This window comes from Aurantimonas coralicida DSM 14790 (genome assembly GCF_000421645.1).
Classification (GTDB): Bacteria; Pseudomonadota; Alphaproteobacteria; order Rhizobiales; family Rhizobiaceae; genus Aurantimonas; species Aurantimonas coralicida.
In genome coordinates this window covers 623,164-642,670 of record NZ_ATXK01000002.1, presented here as the reverse complement: position 1 = coordinate 642,670, position 19,507 = coordinate 623,164, and the positions used below count along the sequence as shown (strand labels likewise).

The following is a 19,507-nucleotide window of genomic DNA, read 5'->3' as shown; positions in this document are numbered from 1 at the left end:
GGCGCGCGGGGCGCATGACCTCCCGGAACCGCGCCTTGCGCGAAGCCGTTGCGCCGACGAGACGTTTGGATGGAGAACGATCATGTCATCGACCGAAGGCCGCCATATCATGGCCAGCGAGGAGACCGACAACGAGGTCGGCATCAACAATATCGAGGCGAGCCGGGTGGAAGGCACCGCGGTCTACAACACCGACGGCGACCATCTCGGCCATATCCAGGACCTCGTCATCGGCAAGCGCGACGGCCAGGTGAAATACGCCATCCTGTCCTTCGGCGGGTTCCTGGGGATCGGCGAGGACTATCATCCGCTGCCCTGGCACGTCCTGAAATACGACGCGCGGCAGGGCGGCTATGTCGTCGGCATCACCCGCGAGCAGCTTGAAGGCGCACCGCGCTTTGCCCCGGACGCTTCCCCGGGCTGGAACGATCCCGACACCGGCCAGCGCATCGACGATTACTGGCGTCCCGCCTATATCTGACGCGACGCCAGGGCTGAAACGACAAGGGGCGGCCCGACGGACCGCCCCTTTTTCATCTTCGCTCCGGAGCCCGTCAGGCCGCGACCCGGTCTCCCGGTGCGCCGGCCTTGGAGCCGACCACGTGGAAGATCAGATGGTCGCCGCCGCCGGCGATCTTGATCACGCTCTCGTCGCGGACCTCGCCGAGCAGGATCTTCTCGGCCAGCGGATCCTGCACCTCGCGCTGGATCACCCGCTTCAGCGGCCGCGCGCCATAGGCCGGATCGTAGCCCCGCTCGGCCAGCCATTCGCGGCCGGTCTCGTCGAGTTCGACCCGGATCTTGCGATCCGCCAGAAGCTGGTCGAGCCGCTTCATCTGGATGTCGACGATCGCGCCCATCTCGGAGCGATGGAGGCGGTGGAAGAGAATGGTCTCGTCCACACGGTTGAGGAATTCCGGCCGGAAGGCCCGCCGCACCACGTCCATCACCTGGTCGCGCGCCGCCTCGGCATCCTCGTCGTCGCGCAGGGCGGTGAGGAATTCCGCCCCCAGATTGGAGGTCATGATGATGATCGTGTTGCGGAAGTCGACCGTGCGCCCCTGCCCGTCCGTCAGCCGCCCGTCGTCGAGCACCTGCAGAAGCACGTTGAAGACGTCCGGATGGGCCTTCTCGATCTCGTCGAACAGCACCACCTGGTAGGGCCGCCGCCGCACCGCCTCGGTCAGGCTGCCGCCCTCCTCGTAGCCGACATAGCCCGGAGGCGCGCCGATCAGCCGCGAGACCGAGTGCTTCTCCATGAACTCCGACATGTCGAGCCGCACCATGGCGGTCTCGTCGTCGAACAGGAAGGCGGCCAGCGACTTGGTCAGCTCGGTCTTGCCGACGCCGGTGGGCCCGAGGAAGATGAACGAGCCGATCGGCCGGTTCGGGTCCTGCAGCCCGGCCCGCGCGCGGCGCACCGCCTTCGACACCGCCTGCACCGCCTCGCCCTGGCCGACGACGCGCGTCTGCAGCGCGTCTTCCATGCGCAGGAGCTTGTCGCGCTCGCCCTCCAGCATCCGGTCGACCGGAATGCCCGACCAGCGCGAGACGACATGGGCGATGTGGTCGGCGGTGACGGTCTCCTCGACCATCGAGCCGGCGGTGCCGGCCCCGTCCTGGGCCTCGGCTTCCTTGAGCTGCGCCTCGAGCTGCGGGATCTCGCCATAGGCGAGCTCGCCGGCCCGCTGGAACTCGCCCTTGCGCTGGGCGACGGCCAGTTCGTTGCGGACCTCGTCGAGTCGCTTCTTCAGGTCGGCGGCAAGCCCGAGCTTCGACTTCTCGGCCTGCCAGGTCGTGGTGATCCGGTCGGATTCCTCCTCCAGATTGGCCAATTCCCCTTCCAGCCGCTCGAGCCGGTCCTTCGACGCGTCGTCGCTTTCGCGGCGCAGCGCCTCGCGCTCGATCTTAAGCTGCATGATGCGGCGGTCGATCTCGTCCAGCGCCTCGGGCTTGGAATCGACCTGCATGCGCAGCCGCGCCGCGCCCTCGTCGACCAGATCGATCGCCTTGTCGGGCAGGAAGCGGTCTGTGATGTAGCGGTTCGACAGCTGCGCCGCCGCCACCAGGGCGCTGTCGGAGATGCGCACCTGGTGGTGCTGCTCGTATTTCTCCTTCAGGCCGCGCAGGATCGAGATCGTGTCCTCGACGGTCGGCTCGCTCACGAAGACCGGCTGGAAGCGCCGGGCCAGCGCCGGGTCCTTCTCGACATGCTTGCGATACTCGTCGAGCGTCGTCGCGCCGACGCAGTGCAGCTCGCCGCGCGCCAAGGCGGGCTTCAGCAGGTTGGAGGCGTCCATCGCCCCGTCGCCCTTGCCCGCGCCGACCAGCGTGTGCATCTCGTCGATGAACAGGATGATGTTGCCGGCCTCGGCCGTCACCTCGGACAGGACGGCCTTCAGCCGCTCCTCGAACTCGCCGCGATATTTCGCGCCGGCGATGAGCGAGCCCATGTCGAGGGCCATCAGCTGCTTGTCGCGCAGGGATTCCGGCACGTCGCCATTGACGATGCGCAGCGCCAGGCCTTCGGCGATGGCGGTCTTGCCGACGCCGGGCTCGCCGATCAGCACCGGGTTGTTCTTGGTGCGCCGGGACAGGACCTGGATGGTGCGGCGGATCTCGTCGTCACGGCCGATCACCGGGTCGAGCTTGCCCTCGCGCGCAGCCGCCGTCAGGTCGCGGGCGTATTTCTTCAGGGCGTCGTAGCCGCTCTCGGCCGAGGCGCTGTCGGCGGTGCGGCCCTTGCGCAACGACTCGATGGCCGCGTTCAGCCCGTTCGGCGTCACGCCGGCATTGGCGAGGATGGTCGCGGTCTTGGCGGCCTTCTCGATGGTCATGGCCAGGAGCAGGCGCTCGACGCTGACATAGCTGTCGCCGGCCTTCTTGGCGATCTCCTCGGCGGTGGCGAAGATCTTCGCCAGCGGCTGGGCGAGATACATCTGCGAGCCGCCGCCCGACACTTTCGGCATGGCGTCGAGGGCCGCCTCGACGGCGATCCGGACCTCCTGCGGCCGTCCGCCGGCCTTCTCGATGAGGCCGGCCGCCATGCCTTCCTCGTCGTCGATCAGGACCTTCAGCAGGTGCTCGGGCGTGAATTGCTGGTGATCGCGCGAGACCGCCTGGGTCTGTGCGGCCTGGATGAAGCCGCGAACGCGCTCGGTGTATTTCTCGATATTCATGGATCGCTTCTCCTATCGGCGAACCACCCCGCAGGCGTCGTCCGCACGTTCCTGGAGTCCGGCCCCCGTTCCGGCAGGCCGCCCGCTGAATATATGGGTGAGGCGCAACTCACCCGGAAGGGCCAGACGCACGACTGTTGCAAAAATGTTTCGCCCGCCGCCATGCGCCAGATCAAGGCGCCGGTCGGTCACACCCGGGAGCGCCCACGAAAAAGGGCGCCGCGAAGCTCGCAGCGCCCTTTGTCTCGTTCGCGGATCGGTTGCCCGGTCGGCTCAGCCGTTGGAGGCCAAAAGGAAGTCCGGCAGGGCGTCGTTGTCGCCGCCGGCCTTGGTCTCGCCATCGGCGCCGTCTTCCGGCTTCTTCTTACGCGGCCGTCCGGGACGGCGCTTCACCGGTGCGGCATCCGCCTCGGGCGCATCGGACGGCGCTGCCGCCGTCGCGGGGCTCTCGCCGGCATCGGCGGCCTGTGCCGGTGCGGCGGGTGCTGCCGCCTCGTTCGTCACGCCATCCTCGTCGCGCGGGCGACGGGTGCGGGCGCGGCGACGCGGCCGTTCGTTCTGCTCGTCGGAGGATACGGTCTCGCTGCGGCGGCCGTCGGCGTCGCTGCCATTGGCCTCGCCGCGCGCCGGGCGCTCGCGGCGATCGTCGCCCTGCGAGGACCCGCGGTCCGCCTCTTCGGCGACCATCGGCTGCGGGCCGGTGCCGTTCGGCTCGGACCGGTCACGCCGATCGCGATTGCCGCGATTGTCGTCCTGCTGACGATTGTCGCGGTTGCCGCGGCTGTTGTCGTCGCGGTTGCGATTGCGGTTGCCATCGCGGTCGCGGTTGCCGTCGCGATCCCGGTTGTTGTCGCGGTCGCGGCTGCGGTTGCCGTCGCGGTTGTCGCGATTGCCCCGGTTGCGCTCGCCGTCCGCGTCGTTGTCGCGGTCGTCCCGGTCGTCGCGATAGCTGGAGTTGTCCTGCTGATCGTCGTCGTCGTCGTCGCTGGAATCGTCGCGGTTGTCGCGATCGTCGCGCGGCTGGAACTGCGCCTGCGCCGCCGCCACGATGCGATTGTAGTGCTCGGCGTGCTGCAGATAGTTCTCGGCCATGACACGGTCGCCGGCTCCCGAGGCGTCACGCGCCAGGGTCGAGTATTTCTCGGCGATATGCTGGGCGGTGCCCCTGATCTTCACGTCCGGGCCATTCGACTCGTAGCCACGCGAAAGCGGGTTCGGGCCCTTGCGACCGCGTCCGCGCATACGGTTTTTCTGCTGCTGTCCTGGCCTCATGAACTTCCTGTCTTTTTGGATGCACCGGTCGTGCCGGTATGGCTGTTGCCCAAAGACGCGGATCACGCGTCTGCTCAAGGTGCAGCCTGCCGCAGCAATGCCGCCAACTAGAGGTTTTGTCGGTTGTGGCTGGCGATACCCTCGCGCCGGCTTGTACGGACGACCTACCGGTCACCACGAGCATTCCTCGGGTCGCCTGGCGGCGCTGCCTGAGGGATGTCCCCCTCGGATGTTCCGTATTCGTCAGACCCTAGAGGGGAAACCGCACTGCCACAAGTGTTTTTTGTCTGCATACCCTGCGATTGCGGCGCCGGCTGGAAACTTGGTTACACCGGACCCGCGTCGCCGATCGCCAGCCGCAGGGTCAGGACCCGGATCACGCCGCCAAGGTCCCGGGTCGCCGCATCGAGGATGAAACCTTCGGCCGCGAAGATCGCCGCCACGTCGCCCTCCTGGCCGACGCCGATCTCGACGATCACCAGGCCCTGCGACCGCACGATCCGGCGGGCGCCCGTCGCCAGCGCGCGATAGGCATCGAGCCCGTCCGCGCCGCCATCGAGGGCGAGCAGGGGGTCGTGGTCACGCACCTCGCGCGACAGGGCTGCGATATCGTCGTGCGGAATATATGGGGGATTCGACACGACGAGTTCAAGCGGTCCCGCGATCGCGTCGAGATAGTTCGCCCGCACAGTGTGCATCCGGTCGGCGACGCCGGCGGCGATCGCATTGCGCCGCGCGGTCTGAAGCGCCCCGTCCGAAATGTCGAGCGCGACGGCCTCGGCCTCGGCGAACAGCGCCAGCAGCGAGACCGCGATGGCGCCGGTGCCGGTGCCCACATCGGCAAAGACGCAGCGACCGTCCCGCGCGACGATCGCCGCCATCGCCTTGCGGGCCTCCTCCACCAGCACCTCGGTGTCTGGCCGCGGTTCCAGCGTTTCGGGCGACAGCAGGAAGTCATGCTCGTAGAAGGCGCGCCGGCCGATGATGCGGTGCACCGGCTCGCCGGCCGCCCGCCGCGCCAGGACCGCGTCGAAGCGGGCCGCGTCCGCCACCGACACCACGGCGCCCGACGCCGAATGCACCTCGCCGGGGCGCCGGTCGCAGATCTCCGCCAGCAGCAGCCGCGCGTCGAGATCGGGCGTGTCGCAGCCGGCGGCGCGCAGCCGCGCCTGCCCGTCCCGCAGGCAGTCGCCGAGCGTCGGCCCGCCCGGCTCGTCAAGCATCGACGCCGACGGCGGCCAGGAGATGCGCCTGATGGTCGGCGACCAGCGCATCGACCAGTTCGTCCATCTCGCCCTCGATCACCCGGTCGAGCTTGTAGAGCGTCAGGTTGATCCGGTGGTCGGTGACGCGGCCTTGCGGGAAATTATAGGTGCGGATGCGCTCGGAGCGGTCGCCGGAGCCGACCTGGCTCTTGCGGGCGGCTGAGCGCTCGTCGTCGGCGCGCTGGCGTTCCATGTCGAACAGCCGGGCCTTCAGCACCTGCATGGCGCGGGCGCGGTTCTGGTGCTGGGACTTTTCCGACGACGTCACGACGATGCCGGTGGGCAGATGGGTGATGCGCACCGCCGAATCGGTGGTGTTGACGTGCTGGCCGCCGGCGCCCGAGGCGCGCATCGTGTCGATGCGGATGTCCTCGGTCTTGACCTCGACGTCGATGTCCTCGGCTTCCGGCAGCACCGCGACGGTGGCCGCCGAGGTGTGGATGCGGCCGCCCGATTCGGTCTCGGGCACGCGCTGCACCCGGTGGACGCCGGATTCGAACTTCAGCCGCGAGAACACGCCGACGCCGCGGATCGCGGCGATCACTTCGCGGTAGCCGCCGACCTCGCCCTCGCTGGCCGAGATGATCTCGACCTTCCAGCGGTTCATCTCGGCATAGCGCTGATACATGCGGAAGAGATCGCCCGCGAAGAGGCCGGCCTCCGAGCCGCCTGTGCCGGCGCGGATTTCCAGGATCGCGCCCTTCTCGTCGGCGGCGTCCTTGGGCAGCAGCAGGATGCGGATCTCGGCGGTCAGCGTCTCCAGCCGTTCCTTCAGCTCGTCGATCTCGATTTCCGCCAGTTCGCGCATGTCGCGCCCGGCCGCCGGCTCGTCGAGGATCGCGCGGGCCTCGGCCAGTTCCTGCTCGGCCTTCTGATAGGTGCGAATGGCCGCGACCACTTCCTCCAGCCCGGAATATTCGGCGGCCAGCTTGGTATAGACCTCGTGCTCCGGCCCCTTCGACATCTCGTGCTCGAGCAGCGCGAAGCGGTTGAGGATTTCGTCGAGGCTGGATTTCGGCAGGGTCGCCATGTGGTCCTGAACAGGTGCGGGGAAGAGGATGCGCCCTCTTGCGCGAGGTCGCGACGGTGATCCGGGTCGGCGGGCCGGATCAGCTAATACGGAATGCCCTGCGCCTTGGCGAAGTCGACCAGTGCCCGCCGCGGCGCATCCGACGGATGGCTGCCGTCGAGATAGGCGGTCACCAGCTCGGTCACCCGGCCGACATTCATCTCGACGATCGCCGCCTTCACCGGCCCGATCGAGGGCGGTGCCATGGATATGGACCGGAAGCCGAGGCCGATCAACGCCATCGCCGACAGCGGCCGGCCGGCCATCTCGCCACACAGGGTCACCGGCACCGAATGGCGGATGCCGGCATCGACGATCAGCTTCAGCGCCCGCAGGAAGGCCGGCGACAGATCGTCGAAGCGGTCGGCGACGCGGGCATTGCCGCGATCGACGGCGTTGAAGAACTGGAACAGGTCGTTCGACCCGACCGACACGAAGTCGAGCAGCTGCATCACCTCGTCGAGCTGGAACAGGATGCCCGGCACCTCGATCATCGCGCCGATCTTCAGCCGCTCGGGCATGACATGGCCGAAGCGGGTCAGGTGCTTGTATTCGCGGCTGATCAGGTCGCGCGCCAGATGCAGCTCCGACACGTCGGTCACCATCGGGAACATGACCCGCAATTCCCGGCCGGCCGCCGCCTTGAGCAGCGCCCGCAGCTGGGTCCGCATCAGGCCCGGCCGGTCGAGCGCCAGGCGCAGCGCCCGGTAGCCCAGCGCCGGATTGTCCTCAGGGAACTGGTTCAGATAGGGCAGCACCTTGTCGCCGCCGACATCGAGGGTGCGGAAGGTCACGGGCCGGCCGCCGGCCGCGTCCAGCACCGCCGAATACAGCCGTTCCTGGTCGCTGGCCCGGGGCATGGTGGAGGCGACCATGAACTGCAGCTCGGTGCGGAACAGGCCAATGCCCTCGGCGCCGGCCTCGTCGAGCTGCGGCAGGTCGACCAGCAGGCCGGCATTCATCTGCAGGTCGATCTTGACGCCGTCGCGGCTGACCGAGGCCATGTCGCGCAGCGACCGGTAGCGCTCCTGGCGCTTCTCGCGGAACTTGGCCTTGTCGGAGAACAGGGCTTCCAGATCGGGCTGCGGGCGCAGATGCACGCCGCCATCCTCGCCGTCGACGATGACCGAATCGCCGCTCTCCGACATGGAGACCGCACCCTTGACCTGGCCGACCACCGGAATGCCGAGGGCCCGCGCGACGATGACGACGTGGCTGGTCGCCGCGCCCTCCTCCAGCACGAGGCCGCGGATCTGCTCGCGGCGATAGTCGAGCAATTCCGCCGCGCCCATGGAGCGGGCGACGATGATCGCGTCGTCGGGCGTCGCCTGCCCGTCATGGCCGATCAGCTGGCGCAGCAGCCGGTTGGCGAGATCGTCGAAATCGTGCAGCCGCTCGCGGATATAGGGGTCGGTCATGTGCATCATGCGCGCCCGCATGTCGCTCTGGACCTTTTCCACCGCAGCTTCCGCGGTCAGGCCGTTGCGCACCGCCTCTTCCAGCCGCCGCACCCAACCGCGGTCGTGGGCGAACATGCGATAGGCTTCCAGCACCGCCCGGTGCTCGCCCTCGCCGGCCACCTCGCGGCGCGACAGCATGTCCTCGATCGACAGCCGCAGGACGCCCAGCGCCTTGGTCAGGCGCTCGACCTCGATCTCCATGTCCTCGTTGAAGAGGTTGGTCACGACGACGCGCGGCTCGTGCAGGATCACCCGGCCAAGGCCGATGCCGTCGGACAGCGGCACGCCGGTGAACGAGACCGAGCGCGACAGGTCGAGGGCGACGCCGGGCCGCGACAGGCCTTCCAGGCTGCCGGCGGCGATCATCTCGGCGACCACCATGGCGACGGTTTCCAGCGCCTCGGATTCCTCGTCGCGATAGACCCGTGCCGCCTTGTTCTGGACGACCAGCACGCCGAGCGTGCGGCCGGCGCGCAGGATCGGCACGCCGAGGAAGGAGTGGTAGATCTCCTCGCCGGTCTCCGGAAGATAGGTGAAGGCCGGATGCTTCTGAGCTTCCGGCAGGTTCAGCGGCCGCGCCGTCGCGGCGATCGTGCCGACGAGGCCCTCGCCGAGTTTCAGCTGGGCGAGATGGACCGAACCAGGGTTCAGGCCCTCGGTGGCATAGAGTTCCAGAATGCCGTCGGCACGCAGGACGTAGAGCGAGCAGACCTCGGCCACCATGTTCTGGGCGATCAGGCGGGAAATCTGGTCGAGACGCGACTGCGGGTCGAGAGGCTCGACCATGAGCTCCCGGATGCGGCGCATGAGAACGCGCGGCCCTGACATGTCGCTTCTGTTCAACGCGATGTCCCGTTCCAGGTGGCCGACGCCCGCCCGGATGATTCCGGTCGGCCGCGCGATCCCCTTCCCCGTATCAGATCACATAAAGCTGCCCCGACAGAACCCAATCGGAAGGCAGCAATAGGTTTTCCCCTTCGCGGCCCGGTTGCGCGCCCGTCACGCCGGCACGCAAGGCCGGCAGTCCGGCGACCCTTAAGGTCTATGCCTTGTCGAGACCGTAGACCGAATGCAGCGCCCGCACGGCCAGTTCGGTGTAGTCGCCGTCGATCAGGATCGAGATCTTGATCTCCGACGTGGTGATGGCGCGGATGTTGACGCCGCGATCGGCCAGCGCCTTGAAGGCGGTGGCGGCAACGCCGGTGTGGCTGCGCATGCCGACGCCGATGACTGAGACCTTAGTCAGGCCCTGCTCGCTCTGGATGGCGTCGTAGCGCATCTCCGTCTTGGCCTTCTCGAGGACGGCGGTCGCCTTGTCGAGATCGCCGGCCGGGACCGTGAAGGTCATGTCGGTGGAGGTGCCGGCCTCGGAGATGTTCTGGACGATCATGTCGACATTGACGCCGGCTTCGGCGAGCGGCCCGAAGATGGCCGCGGCGACGCCCGGCTGGTCCTCGACCCGGCGCAGCGAGATCTGCGCCTCGTCCTTGGCGTAGGCGATGCCTGTGACGACCTGCTGTTCCACGATTTCATCCTCGTCGCAAATGAGGGTCCCCGGCGGGTTGTCGAAGTCGCCCATGCCGGGCGCGTCCGGGTCCTCGAAAGAAGAACGCACGAAGGTCCGCACCTTGTGGACCATGGCCAGTTCCACCGAGCGCACCTGCAGCACCTTGGCGCCAAGCGAGGCCATCTCCAGCATTTCCTCGAAGGAGATGCGGCTGAGGCGCCGGGCCTTCGGCTCGATGCGCGGGTCGGTGGTGTAGACGCCGTCGACGTCGGTGTAGATGTCGCAGCGATCGGCCTTGATCGCCGCGGCCACCGCGACGGCCGAGGTGTCCGAACCGCCGCGCCCGAGCGTCGCGATGCGGTTGTCGGGCGCGATGCCCTGGAAGCCGGCGAGCACCGCCACCTGCCCCTCGGCGAAGCGCCGCACGATCTCCGACGAATCGATCTCCTGGATGCGGGCGGCGCCATGGGCGCCGTCGGTGCGGATCGGCACCTGCCAGCCCTGCCAGGAGCGCGCATTGACGCCCATCGCCTGCAGCGTGATCGCCAGGATGCCGGCCGTCACCTGCTCGCCGGACGCCACCACGGCGTCATATTCGCGCGCATCGTGGATCGGCGAGGCCTCGCGGCACCAGCCGACGAGCTCGTTGGTCTTGCCCGACATCGCCGAGACGACCACGGCCACGTCGTGGCCCGCGTCGACCTCGCGTTTCACATGACGCGCGACATTGCGGATGCGGTTGACGTCGGCGACGGAAGTGCCGCCGAATTTGAGGACGAGTCGGGCCATGGGATCGGCATTCGGTGGTTCGACAAGATGTCTGGTGAACTGACCCCGAACGGTCCGGCGTCGCGAAACGGCCGGACATGTCCGAAGGACCCAGCACGCGGCGGGCGGGGGTTCCCTAGCCGATGCGACCTCAAACCGCAATGTCGCCGCGGCTTGCGGACACCATCTCGCATCGCCTCCGCCGCGCCGCCACGCTTGACTTTGGCCGGCCGGAGCGAACATGCCGAACCACCACGACAGGCAACGAGGACGAGATGAGCGCACCCGACGGAACGACGATCGACGCGGCCGAGGTCGAGCGATTCTCGCGCCTGGCCCAGGAATGGTGGAACCCGGTCGGCAAGTTCAAGCCGCTGCACAAGTTCAACCCGGTGCGGCTGGAATATATCCGCGAGCAGCTGGCGATGAATTTCGACCTGGACCTGTCCTCCGACAAGCCCTTCGACGGCCTGTCGGTGCTCGACATCGGCTGCGGCGGCGGGCTGATCTGCGAGCCGATGGCCAGGCTCGGGGCCAGGGTCGTCGGCGCCGACGCCTCGGAGACGAATATCGAGGTCGCCAAGCTGCACGCCGCAGAGAGCGGGCTTGCCATCGACTACCGCGCCACCACCGCCGAGGCGATCGCCGAAGGCGGCGAGACCTTCGACGTGGTGCTGGCGCTGGAGATCGTCGAGCACGTCTCAGACGTCGACCTCTTCCTGACCTCCTGCGCGGCGATGGTGAAGCCGGGCGGGCTGCTCTTCGTCGCCACCATCAACCGCACCTTCAAGGCGCTGACCTTCGCCATCATCGGCGCGGAATACGTGCTCGGCTGGCTGCCCAAGGGCACCCATCAATATGAGCGGCTGGTGCGGCCGAAGGAGATCGGCGATCCGGTCGAGGCGGCGGGGCTGTCGATGATCGACGAGGTCGGCGTGGTCTATCACCCGCTCGCCGACGCCTGGAAGCGGTCGCGCGACACCGACGTCAACTACATGGTCCTCGCCCGCCGCCCCTCGGCCTGAGGGGCGCGGAGCCGGCCTCACGGATCCGTGTTCAAGCTGGAGACAAGGCTCGAATGCGATGCTCGTCCTGCGGGCGTCGTGAGCGCACCGAGGCATGCATCATGGAGCTGAGAACCAGCACGTGTAGAGACCCAAGAGGACGTCATGGTATCGCCGAGATCAGACAGCATTCCCAATGAGGCCAACTGTCCTGTCCATCTGGAGATCCTGGCCCTCCTGCTGCGCTCCGACGACGCGACGAAGCAGGCGCTGATCCGCGAGATCCCGGGGCCGACCCGCGCCCGCCTCGCCTTCTTCTGCTACAATCGCGTGCATCTGCGCGGCCTCGCCTTCCAGATCACCGCGCTGTGCGAACTGGCGGATTTGCGGACCATTGCCGGTGCCAAGGGCGACCTTCTCTACAGCCAGGCCACCGAACAGGGCCTGTTCGAGGATGGCGAGGGCGGCCCGCGGCGGCACAAGGGCGTGACCCTGGCGCGGACCGCACGCGGCTGAGGCCGACAGGCGGTCTTCAGTTCCCGGCTTCGGTCAGTTCTTGTCTTCGGGCAGCGGCGGCAGCGGCAGCGCCGCGATCCCTTCCTCACCGAGGCTCTTGACCTCCTGCGGCGACGCCTCGCCGTAGATCTGGCGCTTCTCGCTCTCGCCGTAATGGATGCGGCGCGCTTCCTCGGCGAATTTCGGCCCGACATAATCCGACTTGGCGCGCAGCTCCCGCGCGATCGCCTGCAGCTTGGCATAGACCGCCGCCGCATCGCCGCCGGCATAGCGGGCCTCGGCCGGCGCCGCCGGTCCCTCGGCCACCGCCTGCGCCCGATCGCCTGCCGCGCTTTGCCGCCCGGATTTGGCGACCGCCGGCTTCATCAGCGCCTTGGACACATCCGTCGACCCGCAGACCGGGCAGGACACCAGCCCGCCCGCCGCCTGGCGCTCGAAATCCTCGCCGGAGCGGAACCAGCCGTCGAAGGCATGAGAGGCGGGCTGACAGCGCAGCGCGAAACTGATCACTCGGCCGCCTCGCGGGCACCGGTCACCGCGACCTCGGCATCGCCGACGGTGAAGCTGCGGGCATTCTTCAGGTTCGGAACCTTGCCGCGCGCGGCAGCAACGGCCGCCGTGTCGATATCGGCGAAGGCGACACCCGGCTCGTTGCCCTCGACCTCCGCGACCACCGCGCCCCAGGGATCGACGATCAGCGAATGGCCATAGGTCTCGCGTCCGTCCTCGTGGCGGCCGCCCTGCGCGGCGGCGATGACGAAGGCGCCGTTCTCGATGGCGCGGGCGCGCAGCAGCACATGCCAGTGGGCCTCGCCGGTCTGGCGGGTGAAGGCCGCGGGCGCGGTCAGGATCTCGGCGCCGGCCAGCGCCTCCTCACGGAAGAGATGCGGAAAGCGCATGTCGTAGCAGATGGCGAAGCCGAGCCGCGCTGTCCCGTCGGCAAAGGCGAGATCGGCCAGCACCGCGGCGCCGCCGGGGCGATAGGTGCGCGATTCCCGCCAGCTCTCGCCATTGTCGAGATCGACGTCGAACATGTGGATCTTGTCGTAGCGCGCAACACGCCGGCCGTCCGGCGCAAAGAGCAGCGCCCGGTTGGCGACGCGCCCATCCTCGAGCGCCACGGCGATCGAGCCGAGATGCAGATGGATGCCGTAGCGCCGCGCAAGGCCGCTGGCCGTGGCCACGAGGAGATCGTCGTCTTCCGTCCGCAGCCGGTCCATCAGCGCCGCGCGGTCGCGCTGCAGCATGCCGGTCATCTCCGGCGACTGGACGTAATGCGCACCGCCCGCGACCGCCTCGGCCACCAGCGCGTCCAGCGCCGCGGCGTTGTCGGCCGGCTCGCGGCCGGAGCGCATCTGCAGAACCGCGGCGCGAAACGTCGTCATGGCATGTCCTTCACGAGGCTTGCCTTCCCAAGGCTGGCCATCCCGAGGCTGGCGCCCCGTCAGGCGGCCAGCAACGGGTCCAGCTTGCCGGCGCGCTCCAGGGCGTAGAGCTCGTCGCAGCCGCCGACATGGGTGTCGCCGATGAAGATCTGCGGGAAGGTGGCGGCGCCGTTGCCGCGCTCGCGCATTTCCTGGCGCAGCTGCGGCGAGGACGAGGCGTCCTTCTCCTCGTAGGCTACGTTCTTCTGGTCGAGAAGCTGCTTGGCGCGCGAACAGAAACCGCAGAGCTGTCGGGTGTAGATCGTCACATTCGGCATGGAGTGTCATTCCCAGCTGGTTGAGGACCAGCATATGGCTTCACTCGGTGCCGGTCGCAACCCTTGCGAAGGTGAGCACGTCGACGTCGCGGGCCCCGGCCCGCTTCAGCGCCCGGGTGGCGCTCGCGACGGTGGCGCCGGTCGTATAGACGTCGTCGACCAGCAGCACCCGGCGTCCGTCCAGCTCGTCGCGGCGGGTCTCCACCACCTGGAAGGCGCCGCGGACATTGGCGCGGCGCTGGGCGGGACCGAGCCCGACCTGGCTGCGCGTCGCCTTCACCCGCTTCAGCGACAGCGGCGAGAAGGACAGCTTGGCGCCGCGCGCCACCAGCCGGGCGATCTCCGCCGACTGGTTGAACCGCCGCCGCCACAGGCGGCCGGGATGTAGCGGCACTGGCACGACGACCTCCGCATCGGCGATCAGCTCGGCCCCGGCGCGGCTCATCCAGCCGGCCATCAGCGGCACCAGATCGGTGCGGTCGGCATATTTCAGCGAGCTGACGAGGCGCGCCGCCAGATCCTCGTAGAGCACCGCGGCACGCAGCCGGGCAAAGGGCGGCGGCTCGGCGATGGCCTCGGCCGAGAGGAACCCCTTGCCCAGATCATAGGCGAAGGGTAGCCCGAGAACCTCGCAATAGGGACGTTCGATGAAACGCAGCTTCGGCCAGCAGGCGCAGCACACCGTGCCGGAACCGGTGACCGCCGCCTGGCAGCCGGGACAGACAGGCGGAAAGAGCAGCCGGCCGAGGGAGCCGGTGATCGCCGCCGAACCGCGCCTGAATAAGCTCATCGTTCCGCCCGTCCCTGGTGCGCAGTGCCCGCAGGGCGGATCGGCTTCCTCCTCGATACGCGAAGCCGGTCGCGCCTCCCTGTGCTTGACGATACTCCACCTGCGACAAGCTACAAGCGCCTGTCGCCGCGCCCGACCAGATTGACCGAAGCCGAGAACCCCATGCCCGACGCTCCCGACCACATCGTCTTCGACCGGGCGCTCCTCGACCGCCGCCGCCGGCGCTGGCACGCGGCCGCGACCTCCGACAGCCCGCGCTTCCTTCTGAAGGCCATCGCCGCCGAACTCGCCGACCGGCTGTCGCTGGTCGACCGCAAGTTCGAGACCGCCGTCGATCTCGGCGGCCATACCGGCGAGATGGCGCGCTTTCTGGAACAGGGCGGCCAGGCCGGCCGCGTCCTGCGCATCGAACGCCTGCCCGCCCTTCTCGGCGACAGCCCCATGGCCGTCGTCGGCGACGAGGAGATGCTGCCGCTGGCCGCCGAGAGCGTCGACCTGATCGTCTCGACCCTGTCGCTGCACTTGACCAACGACACGCCCGGCGCCCTCGTGCAGCTGCGGCGCGCGCTGAAGCCCGACGGGCTCTTCCTCTGCGCGCTTCTGGGCGGCGGCACGCTCAACGAATTGCGCGCCTCGCTGTTTGCGGCGGAGGCCGAACTCCTCGGCGGCGTGTCGCCGCGCGTCGCGCCCTTCGCCGACGTGCGCGATGCCGGCGGTCTCCTGCAGCGGGCCGGCTTCGCCCTGCCGGTGACCGACCAGGACCGGCTGACGGTGCGCTACGATTCCCTGTTCGAACTGATGGCCGATCTGCGCGCCATGGGCATGGCCAACATGCTGGTCGAGCGCTCCCGCCGCCCCGCCTCGCGCCGGCTGTTCCTGCGCGCCGCCGAAATCTACGCCGAACGCTTCTCCGATCCGGACGGGCGCATCCGCGCGACCTTCGACATCATCTACCTTTCCGGCTGGCGCCCGCATGAAAGCCAGCAGAAGCCCCTCAAGCCCGGCAGCGCCAGGGCAAGCCTTGCCGACGCCCTGAAGGATCGCTCCGACAAGCTGTAGGCGGCGACGGCGTCGCGGGCGCGGACACTCTTCGAGGATGGCGTCCTTCTAGAAGCCGTGTTGCCGAAGCGCGTGGGCGATGCCGCGCTTCAACGATCCCTCCTTGTAGGGAAAGGCGGCGAAGAAATGCGCACGCGAGAGGCCGCTGCGCCGGTTGCGGACATCCCGCGCCCAGGCGGCCGCTTCCCGGCTGTCGCCGTTCAACTCGCGCGCCACCAGCGCGATCAGGGCAATCAGCACATGGGCCCCGGGCGCCCGCGCCGCCCGATCGCCCCAGACCGCCGCCTCGGCGGTCTGGCTGCGGCTGAGGCAGATCAGCGCCCAGGTCCCGAGCATGGCATAGCGGAACGGGTCCAGCGGGCTCAGCGCCAGCGCGCGATCGACATTGTCGCTGCCGTCGAGATTGCGTTCGGTGATCGTATCGGCCCATGCCCGCGCATAGAAACCCTGCGCGTAATTGGGGCTGAGCTCGGTCGACCGGTCGAGCCAGGGCAGGCTGGCGTCGATGTCGCCCGCCAGCCAGAACGACCGGCCCAGGGCGAAATTCGCGAAGGGATCGACCGGGTCCAGCTCGACGCTGCGCTCGGCACATCGCCGCGCCTCGGCCCGGTCGTGCTTGCGGTCGCCATAACGCAGGAACGCCCCCTGGAAATTGGCGGAGGACAGGCCCGCATATCCCCGTGCAAAGCGCGGCTCCTTCTCGATCGCCAGGGCGAACAGGTTCGTTGCGGCCGCATTGTCCTGTCGATTGAAGCGATAGAGATGCTTCAGCCCGAGATGGTAGGCCGCCCAGGCGTCGAGGTTCTCCGGGCCCGAAAGGGTCGCCAGGCTGGCCTCGTTCAGCGGGATCCGGACCTCCAGGGCGGCGACCACCTCCGCCACCACCCTCGCCCGCACGGCATGCACGTCGTCGATCTTCGCATCGATGTGATCGCCCCACAGGATGCTGCCGCTGCGCGTGTCGACCAGTTCGACGATGATCGTGATCGAAGAGCCGAAGATCTCGACGATCCCCGAGAGGCAATAGCCGACATTCAGGAGGCGGCCGATCTCGTCGACATCGACCTTGGGCGTGCGGAACCGGAAGGACGAGCCGCGGGCGATGACGTCGAGCCAGCGCAGCCTTGAGAGCGAGGCGATCAGATCATGCGCCACCGCCTCGCCGATGGCTCCATAGGCCCCCGGCGTGCCGATCGCGCGGAACGGCAGCACGGCGATCGACGGCCGGCCCGCGGGCAGGCCGCGTGTCGCGCTGTCCACCGGGTCGGCGGCAGCCGGCGGCGCGACGACGATCGCCACCTCGCCGACGAAGCGGATGCCGCGCCCGTGCAGCGTGCGGATCAGGCGCTGCTGGCGTCCGTCGTCGCCCAGCGCCCGCCGGGCCGACTTGATCCGGCTGGACACCGCGGCGTCGGACACGGCCCGTCCGTCCCAGATCTTCTCGACGATCTCCTCCTTGGAGACCATGCGCTCGGAATTCTCGACGAGAAGCAGGAGCAGGGCAAAGACCTGCGGCTCCACCGCGACGGGCTGGCCGTCGCGTCGCAATTCGCCCTTCATGGGCTCGAGTTCGAACGGTTCGAAGACGTATCGCATCGACCTGCCTTGCGGGCAGCGTAACCCGGCGGGAGCCTAGCACATCTCCACGAAATCTCCGGGCGCTCTCCACGCCGCCTTCCAGCATCGGCTCGCGGCGCGCGCTAAGCCGTATGGGTCGGCCCGGTCCGACTGCAGCCGACCTCAAGCAATGGAGAACGGATATGCCGCTTGTCGATATTCAACTCATCAAGGGCGTCTTCACGCCGGAGCAGAAGAAGGAGATGATCGAAACGGTCACCGATGCCATGGTCAGGATCGAGGGCGAAGCGATGCGCGGCGTCACCTGGGTCCGGATCCAGGAGCTGGCCAGCGGCGAATGGGGCATCGGCGGCAAGGCGATCACGACCAACGACATCCTGGCGATGCAGTCCGCGAGCGCGCTCGAACACGCCTGACGCAGGACGACGCCGGACATGACAGGACGGCACCGCTTCCGGCGGTGCTGTCCTCGCATGCCAGGGTCGGAGCGCGGAATGCGATCATACCGGCGCGGGCCTGCCTGCTCCCCTGGGGGTGGGCGCGGCGCCGATCCGCCCTGCCCCCGCGCAGCGATCAGCCGCCGCTCCGGGCTCCGCCGTCGAAGATCGCGGTGAGATCGGCGTCGTCCAGCCGGCGGATCGCGCCGGGCGCGAGGTCGGCCGGCAGGCTCAGGCCGCCGACGGATTCGCGGTGCAGCGCCTCGACATGGTTGCCCGTCGCCGCGAACATCCGGCGCACCTGGTGGTAGCGGCCCTCGTGCACCTTGAGTACCGCCTCCTGCGGTCCCACGACCTCCAGCTCCGCCGGCGCCAGCGGCTTCTCCTCGCCCTCCAGCATCAGCGTGCCCGCGGCGAATAGCGCGGCCTCGTCGCCGGTCATCGGCCGGGCCAGATGCACGCGATAGCGCTTGGCGACATGGCGCTTCGGCGAGATGATGCGATGCAGGAGCTTGCCGTCGTCGGTCATCAGCAGGAGGCCGGAGGTCTCCTTGTCGAGCCGGCCGACCGTCGAGATGGCGGGGTCGCGCCGGCGCCAGCGCTGCGGCAGGAGATCGTAGACCAGTGGTCCCGCCTCCTTGTGCGAGCAGGTCACGCCGAGCGGCTTGTGCAGCATCAGCGCGAAGCCGGGCAAGGGATCGAGCGCCTCGCCATCGACCACCAGCCGCGCCTCCAGATCGGGCGTCAGCGCGATCCGTTTGTCGGCGTCGTGGTAGGCGGCGCCGTCGAGCCGGATGCGACCGTTCTTCGCCAGCATCTGGATCTCGCGCCGCGAGGCGTAGCCCATATTGGCCAGCAGCCGGTCGAGCCGCGATGTCGGCGTCTTGCTCACTTGCGCGCCTCGAAGATCTTGTAGCCGGCCTCGTCGGCCAGCGGCTTCACGCTCCTGAAGCTGGTTCGCAGCACCTCTTCATAGGGCATGTGCCGGTTGGCCACGAGATACAGCGTGCCGGAGCGGCGCAGCATCCGCCCCGCGGCCGTGATGAAGGCCTGGCCGAGCCCGCGATCCTCGATCCCCTCGCTGTGGAAGGGCGGGTTCGAGACGATGAAGTGGAGATCGCCCAGCGCCGTTTCGCGGGCGTCGGCCCAGACGAAGCGTGCCCGCGGATCGGTGACGTTGACCTTCGACGCCTCGACGGCGCGGCGGTCGATCTCGACCAGCGTCAGTTCCTCGACCGCCGGGGACGCCAGGACGGCCTGCGACAGGACGCCCAGACCGGCGCCCAGATCGGCGCCGCGGCCGGCGAGCTTCGGCAGATGGCGCAGCAGCAGCGAGGTTCCCGGATCGACCCGGTTCCACGAGAAGATCCCCGGCTGGGAGCGCAGCCCGATCTCCTCGACCGTGACGGGCGCGCCCGCCGCGATGGCGTCTTCCAGGCCGTGCAGCGTCTCCGGCCGCACCAGCGAACAGACGCGCTGGCGCGACTTGTAATGCTCGGCGATTTCGCATCCGAAGGCTTCCAGCTCGCCGCGCAGTCGCTGGCCGCCCTTGTCCTTGGCCGCCAGCACCGTCATCGCGCCGCCGGGCGCCAACGTGCGCAGGGCATGGGCCAGCACGAAGCGCCGCTCGATCGAGCCGGGGGGCGCGGCGATCACCAGTTCGGCGAAGGCCGCATCGGGCTGGGCCTCCAGCGCCTCGGCGCCGGGCCGCAGCGGCGACAGCTGCACGGCGCCGGCCGGCACGTCCACGAGACTGGAAAGCGGCGCGCCATAGACGGCGCTGCGCGGCGAGGGGGAAGGATCAAGTTTCGTCACCGCCGTGCCATAGCAGCTTTGCCGCCCCGGCAAAAAGCGGTTTGGCGACAGAACCGCGCTGGCGGTACGGGCCTGGATCGGCCGGA

General features: G+C 68.8%; 18 protein-coding genes. 5 read left to right on the top strand and 13 right to left on the bottom strand.

The window, feature by feature from the left end; all coding sequences use genetic code 11:
* Window positions 1-109 precede the first annotated feature (109 nt).
* A complete protein-coding gene (locus H536_RS0107685; RefSeq protein ID WP_024349909.1) occupies window positions 110-481 on the top strand; it encodes a PRC-barrel domain-containing protein in 372 nt (123 codons plus the stop codon).
* Window positions 482-554: 73 nt separating this feature from the next.
* Here the strand turns inward: H536_RS0107685 and clpB are convergent, their stop codons facing one another.
* From clpB to H536_RS0107655, 6 genes are all read right to left on the bottom strand, one after another.
* Window positions 555-3,179, bottom strand: a complete 2,625-nt coding sequence (clpB, locus tag H536_RS0107680; protein ID WP_024349908.1) for an ATP-dependent chaperone ClpB — start codon at window positions 3,177-3,179, stop codon at window positions 555-557.
* Window positions 3,180-3,452: 273 nt separating this feature from the next.
* Window positions 3,453-4,451, bottom strand: a complete 999-nt coding sequence (locus tag H536_RS23160) for a DUF4167 domain-containing protein (RefSeq protein ID WP_024349907.1) — start codon at window positions 4,449-4,451, stop codon at window positions 3,453-3,455.
* Window positions 4,452-4,777: 326 nt separating this feature from the next.
* The gene (gene prmC / locus H536_RS0107670) at window positions 4,778-5,674 is read right to left on the bottom strand and encodes a peptide chain release factor N(5)-glutamine methyltransferase (RefSeq protein WP_024349906.1); all 897 of its coding nucleotides are present in this window, start codon (window positions 5,672-5,674) and stop codon (window positions 4,778-4,780) included.
* Window positions 5,667-6,746, bottom strand: a complete 1,080-nt coding sequence (prfA, locus tag H536_RS0107665; RefSeq protein WP_024349905.1) for a peptide chain release factor 1 — start codon at window positions 6,744-6,746, stop codon at window positions 5,667-5,669. The genes prmC and prfA overlap by 8 nt, the downstream gene beginning before the upstream one ends.
* An 83-nt stretch (window positions 6,747-6,829) precedes the next feature.
* Complete coding sequence (ptsP, locus tag H536_RS0107660; protein WP_373279273.1) at window positions 6,830-9,031, bottom strand: phosphoenolpyruvate--protein phosphotransferase; 2,202 nt, start codon at window positions 9,029-9,031, stop codon at window positions 6,830-6,832.
* A 256-nt stretch (window positions 9,032-9,287) separates the two neighbouring features.
* Window positions 9,288-10,541 (bottom strand): aspartate kinase, encoded by a 1,254-nt coding sequence (locus tag H536_RS0107655; protein WP_024349903.1) that lies wholly within the window; start codon window positions 10,539-10,541, stop codon window positions 9,288-9,290.
* 254 nt (window positions 10,542-10,795) lie between these two features.
* Here H536_RS0107655 and ubiG point away from each other — a divergent pair, with 254 nt between their 5' ends.
* Both ubiG and H536_RS23155 read left to right on the top strand, forming a co-directional pair.
* Window positions 10,796-11,545, top strand: coding sequence for a bifunctional 2-polyprenyl-6-hydroxyphenol methylase/3-demethylubiquinol 3-O-methyltransferase UbiG (ubiG, locus tag H536_RS0107650; RefSeq protein ID WP_024349902.1), 750 nt, complete (start codon window positions 10,796-10,798; stop codon window positions 11,543-11,545).
* 144 nt (window positions 11,546-11,689) lie between these two features.
* Window positions 11,690-12,040 (top strand): hypothetical protein, encoded by a 351-nt coding sequence (locus H536_RS23155; RefSeq protein ID WP_009210701.1) that lies wholly within the window; start codon window positions 11,690-11,692, stop codon window positions 12,038-12,040.
* A 33-nt stretch (window positions 12,041-12,073) separates the two neighbouring features.
* On the opposite strand, the gene H536_RS0107640 is transcribed toward H536_RS23155, so the two are convergent.
* The 4 genes from H536_RS0107640 to H536_RS0107625 are packed head-to-tail and all read right to left on the bottom strand — an operon-like array spanning window position 12,074 to window position 14,532.
* Window positions 12,074-12,550 (bottom strand): DUF1178 family protein, encoded by a 477-nt coding sequence (locus H536_RS0107640; protein WP_024349901.1) that lies wholly within the window; start codon window positions 12,548-12,550, stop codon window positions 12,074-12,076.
* Entirely contained in the window at window positions 12,547-13,425 is an 879-nt protein-coding gene (locus tag H536_RS0107635; RefSeq protein ID WP_024349900.1) for a carbon-nitrogen hydrolase family protein, read from the bottom strand. Before H536_RS0107635 ends, H536_RS0107640 begins: the two co-directional genes overlap by 4 nt.
* A 59-nt stretch (window positions 13,426-13,484) precedes the next feature.
* Window positions 13,485-13,742, bottom strand: coding sequence for a glutaredoxin 3 (gene grxC / locus H536_RS0107630; protein ID WP_024349899.1), 258 nt, complete (start codon window positions 13,740-13,742; stop codon window positions 13,485-13,487).
* A 40-nt stretch (window positions 13,743-13,782) separates the two neighbouring features.
* Window positions 13,783-14,532, bottom strand: coding sequence for a ComF family protein (locus H536_RS0107625; RefSeq protein ID WP_024349898.1), 750 nt, complete (start codon window positions 14,530-14,532; stop codon window positions 13,783-13,785).
* 162 nt (window positions 14,533-14,694) lie between these two features.
* Here H536_RS0107625 and H536_RS0107620 point away from each other — a divergent pair, with 162 nt between their 5' ends.
* Window positions 14,695-15,591 carry a methyltransferase domain-containing protein gene (locus H536_RS0107620; RefSeq protein WP_024349897.1) on the top strand — a complete coding sequence of 299 codons (897 nt, stop codon included), beginning with the start codon at window positions 14,695-14,697 and terminating at the stop codon, window positions 15,589-15,591.
* Window positions 15,592-15,639: 48 nt separating this feature from the next.
* Here H536_RS0107620 and H536_RS0107615 read toward each other — a convergent pair whose 3' ends face one another.
* Entirely contained in the window at window positions 15,640-17,187 is a 1,548-nt protein-coding gene (locus tag H536_RS0107615; protein WP_024349896.1) for a winged helix-turn-helix domain-containing protein, read from the bottom strand.
* A gap of 164 nt (window positions 17,188-17,351) precedes the next feature.
* Here H536_RS0107615 and H536_RS0107610 point away from each other — a divergent pair, with 164 nt between their 5' ends.
* A complete protein-coding gene (locus H536_RS0107610; protein WP_024349895.1) occupies window positions 17,352-17,585 on the top strand; it encodes a tautomerase family protein in 234 nt (77 codons plus the stop codon).
* Between the two features lie 157 nt (window positions 17,586-17,742).
* Here H536_RS0107610 and H536_RS0107605 read toward each other — a convergent pair whose 3' ends face one another.
* Both H536_RS0107605 and H536_RS0107600 read right to left on the bottom strand, forming a co-directional pair.
* On the bottom strand, window positions 17,743-18,498 hold the full coding sequence (locus H536_RS0107605) for a pseudouridine synthase (protein ID WP_024349894.1): 756 nt from the start codon (window positions 18,496-18,498) through the stop codon (window positions 17,743-17,745).
* Window positions 18,495-19,421, bottom strand: a complete 927-nt coding sequence (locus H536_RS0107600; RefSeq protein WP_024349893.1) for a class I SAM-dependent methyltransferase — start codon at window positions 19,419-19,421, stop codon at window positions 18,495-18,497. The genes H536_RS0107605 and H536_RS0107600 overlap by 4 nt, the downstream gene beginning before the upstream one ends.
* Window positions 19,422-19,507: the final 86 nt, after the last annotated feature.

Excerpts from the sequence above, each read along its gene's own strand:
- H536_RS0107685 (WP_024349909.1), top strand. The coding sequence starts at position 110 with ATGGCCAGCGAGGAGACCGACAACGAGGTCGGCATCAACAATATCGAG.
- ubiG (WP_024349902.1), top strand. The coding sequence starts at position 10,796 with ATGAGCGCACCCGACGGAACGACGATCGACGCGGCCGAGGTCGAGCGA.
- ptsP (WP_373279273.1), bottom strand. The coding sequence starts at position 9,031 with ATGGTCGAGCCTCTCGACCCGCAGTCGCGTCTCGACCAGATTTCCCGC.
- prfA (WP_024349905.1), bottom strand. The coding sequence starts at position 6,746 with ATGGCGACCCTGCCGAAATCCAGCCTCGACGAAATCCTCAACCGCTTC.
- H536_RS23160 (WP_024349907.1), bottom strand. The coding sequence starts at position 4,451 with ATGAGGCCAGGACAGCAGCAGAAAAACCGTATGCGCGGACGCGGTCGC.
- H536_RS0107635 (WP_024349900.1), bottom strand. The coding sequence starts at position 13,425 with ATGACGACGTTTCGCGCCGCGGTTCTGCAGATGCGCTCCGGCCGCGAG.
- prmC (WP_024349906.1), bottom strand. The coding sequence starts at position 5,674 with ATGCTTGACGAGCCGGGCGGGCCGACGCTCGGCGACTGCCTGCGGGAC.
- grxC (WP_024349899.1), bottom strand. The coding sequence starts at position 13,742 with ATGCCGAATGTGACGATCTACACCCGACAGCTCTGCGGTTTCTGTTCG.
- H536_RS0107615 (WP_024349896.1), bottom strand. The coding sequence starts at position 17,187 with ATGCGATACGTCTTCGAACCGTTCGAACTCGAGCCCATGAAGGGCGAA.
- H536_RS23155 (WP_009210701.1), top strand. The coding sequence starts at position 11,690 with ATGGTATCGCCGAGATCAGACAGCATTCCCAATGAGGCCAACTGTCCT.
- H536_RS0107620 (WP_024349897.1), top strand. The coding sequence starts at position 14,695 with ATGCCCGACGCTCCCGACCACATCGTCTTCGACCGGGCGCTCCTCGAC.
- H536_RS0107610 (WP_024349895.1), top strand. The coding sequence starts at position 17,352 with ATGCCGCTTGTCGATATTCAACTCATCAAGGGCGTCTTCACGCCGGAG.
- clpB (WP_024349908.1), bottom strand. The coding sequence starts at position 3,179 with ATGAATATCGAGAAATACACCGAGCGCGTTCGCGGCTTCATCCAGGCC.
- H536_RS0107655 (WP_024349903.1), bottom strand. The coding sequence starts at position 10,541 with ATGGCCCGACTCGTCCTCAAATTCGGCGGCACTTCCGTCGCCGACGTC.
- H536_RS0107625 (WP_024349898.1), bottom strand. The coding sequence starts at position 14,532 with ATGAGCTTATTCAGGCGCGGTTCGGCGGCGATCACCGGCTCCCTCGGC.